This window comes from Synergistes jonesii (genome assembly GCF_000712295.1).
Lineage (GTDB): Bacteria > Synergistota > Synergistia > Synergistales > Synergistaceae > Synergistes > Synergistes jonesii.
Window position 1 is genome coordinate 1 of record NZ_JMKI01000017.1, and the last position, 2,325, is coordinate 2,325.

The 2,325-nt window shown below is 50.8% G+C and carries 3 protein-coding genes; 1 reads left to right on the plus strand and 2 read right to left on the minus strand.

The genetic code is table 11. The annotated features are described in order from the left end of the window. Positions 1 to 159: type II toxin-antitoxin system RelE/ParE family toxin (locus EH55_RS14855; RefSeq protein WP_152550716.1), on the minus strand; the 159-nt coding region annotated here is incomplete at its 3' end. Positions 160 to 568: 409 nt separating this feature from the next. On the opposite strand from EH55_RS14855, the gene EH55_RS04560 reads away from it, so the two are divergent. Then, entirely contained in the window at positions 569 to 1,879 is a 1,311-nt protein-coding gene (locus tag EH55_RS04560) for an ISNCY family transposase (protein WP_152550717.1), read from the plus strand. 89 nt (positions 1,880 to 1,968) lie between these two features. Here EH55_RS04560 and EH55_RS04565 read toward each other — a convergent pair. Continuing rightward, a partial coding sequence (locus tag EH55_RS04565; protein WP_037975203.1) for an energy coupling factor transporter S component ThiW occupies positions 1,969 to 2,325 on the minus strand: 357 nt, incomplete at its 5' end.

The window sequence follows — 2,325 nt, forward strand, 5'->3', positions numbered from 1 at the left end:
CGCGAGGGCGTGGTCGTCATGTCTTGGCGGCAACGGTATGTCGTTGGCTAGCATTTCAATGACGTCGAGCAAAAGCGTATGATCTTTTCTCTGGCGTTTTGCGGCTTTAAAGTCTTTTTTGAATTGTTGCTGCCAGATGACGGCGTATTTATTAGTCATCGGATTCCAGCTCCGCTATTATTTCTTCCATTGAGTGATAAGTTTTAGCATCGGGGTCGCGTGCCAGACGCCACGCTTCTTCCATGGCTTCAAGTGTCTCATTGCTGAACCTGCGCCGCACGGAACATGGGAAACTGCCGGCGCCGATGGATTCGCGGAGGAAGACGTTCACGGCGAAGGCTGTGGTGAGGCCTCAATCACGGCAAGTCTGATCGGCCATCTGTTTTATTTCGGGCTCCACTCTTATATGAAGTATTTCTGTTTTAGGCATTTTCATCCCTCGCTTTATGCGTGTTGGTTTGTATATGAATTGTATCATAAACGTTATATTTTCTCAACAGACTATAGACGATTTTTGTTGTTGTTCTGTGATAATGTCACCCTCTAATCGTTCTGAGATAATGTCACTATGAGGCAGATCATGATGAGTATGACAAACGATGAAGCGAGAAGGGTAAGGATTATAGGAGCCGCGTCATCAGGCTTAGTGACTAATGGGGAGGCATCTGAACAGCTTGGTATTTCTATAAGACAAATCATAAGGCTAAAAGCCAGCTTTGCCAGAAACGGCGCAAGGGGGATGGTGCATGGAAACGCGGGACGGAAGCCGAGGCACGCTCTTTCAGATGAGGTTAAAACGAGGATTGTCGAGCTGTTTGAGGGGAAGTATTTTGACTATAATTTCTCTCATTTCACTGAACGCCTGAACGAAGCGGAGGGAATGTCTGTGAGCCGTTCTTCGGTGTTCCGTGTGCTTAAAGGAGCTGGTATAAAGAGCAAGAAGGCAGTGAAGCATAAAGCAAAACAGCACCGGCCGTGTCCAAGGAAGACGACCGCCGGTATTATGTGGCAGACCGATGCAAGCAGACACAAGTGGTTTGGTGAAGAACACGGATATGCAACTTTGCACGCATATATAGACGATGCGACAGGGGTCGTTACAGGGGCGTTCTTTACTGAAACTGAATGTATGCGCGGCTATGCCGCGGCGCTGGAACAAGGGATGCTTGCATATGGATTGCCTCTGTCCATATACAGCGACCGCCATACTATATTCCGTTCGCCCAAGGAGTTGACCGACGATGAGATTTTGAGCGGAACGGAGCTGCCGCTGTCAAACTTTGGCAAGGCGCTGTATGAGCTTGGTATAAAGCAGATAACGGCGCACAGCCCTCAGGCCAAGGGACGTATAGAAAGGCTCTGGAATACATTTCAGGACAGGCTCATCGCCGAATTGAGGTTTTCATCCATCACAAACATCGCTGACGCTAATAAGATGATAGCGGAAGGTTTTATCAGCGACTATAACCGCAGGTTTGCAGTGCTGCCGCATGAGGACGGTAGCGCCTGCATGCCTTTTGACAGAAGCATCGATCTCGGACTTGTTTTCTCCATAAGGGACACGAGAAGGGCCGGCGGGGGGAATACCATATCATACAAAGGGGAGATATATACTCCAGAGGATGAAAAGAGCCCCGTATTTGTTCGTGGAAGAATACTGGAAGTCAGGGAAACCTTTGACGGGGCCGTTTACGTCATACAAAACGGCATGCCAGTCCTAATGAAGAAGGTGTTTAGGGCGCAAAAAGCGATCGATGTAGGCGTGAAAAAGAAAGCAGGCGTTGTGTCACCACACAAGCCTGCTTCGGACCACCCCTGGCGGGGTGGATTTAAAATCAAACCTGCTATATATAATAACACACAAACAGGGAGGGGGTGACATTTTCTCAGAACAATTAGAGTGACATTTTCTCTGGTTATTGACACGACTTTTGTCGCCCCGCGGCTCGGCCGTTTCGGAGGAGAGCGCTATATCAGAGCGCCGAAGGTCTTAGTGAGCGCCATTCTCTTTTGCAGGCAGCAGAGCAGCACGGCGCCGATCAGCGCGCCGGGGACGCAGCTCATGAGGAATGAGCCCGAGAAAAATAAAAATCCGACGCTTTTCCCGATAGCCGGGCCTAGTATCTTCGCCGCGACCCACGCTCCGACTATGCCTGTGCCGGCCGGCTCGGCGCAGGCGGCGCAAAATTTGTATTTTTCCGGCAGAGCGCGCGCGGCCAGCCCGACGAAGAGCGCGCCGAACATGCTGCCAGGGAAGGCGAAGAGGCTGCCGGTACCCATCATGTTTCTTACGACGCTGGTCGTGAACGCGGCGCCTACGGCCCA